Source organism: Paraburkholderia sp. SIMBA_030, from assembly GCF_046535245.1.
Classification (GTDB): domain Bacteria; phylum Pseudomonadota; class Gammaproteobacteria; order Burkholderiales; family Burkholderiaceae; genus Paraburkholderia.
The window spans coordinates 1-255 of sequence record NZ_JAWRXB010001051.1 but is presented as its reverse complement, the minus strand read 5'-3'; the positions used below and the strand labels follow the sequence as shown (position 1 = coordinate 255).

Here is a 255-nt window from a genome sequence, read left to right as displayed (position 1 = left end):
CTCGCAATCGACATGACGAAGGGCAAGGCGTATATGCAATTCGACGAATGCTGGTACTGCATGCCTTGCGAGCAGGATTGCCCGACGGGCGCCGTCAAGGTGTCCATTCCGTATCTTCTGCGTTAAGCGATGCGCGGAATGTCTACTCTTCCATCACGTCCATTCATGACCGATTCGACTGATCCGAATGCTTCGCTCGATGCCGTTCCCGCGGAAGCCATCGCGCTGCTGTCTCGTCTCGCGTCCGAAGACGCC

Annotated in this window: 1 protein-coding gene; it reads left to right on the top strand. The window is 57.3% G+C overall.

The genetic code is table 11. The annotated features are described in order from the left end of the window. Window positions 1-126: 4Fe-4S binding protein (locus tag SB772_RS43245; protein WP_410838928.1), on the top strand; the 126-nt coding region annotated here is incomplete at its 5' end. Window positions 127-255 lie beyond the last annotated feature (129 nt).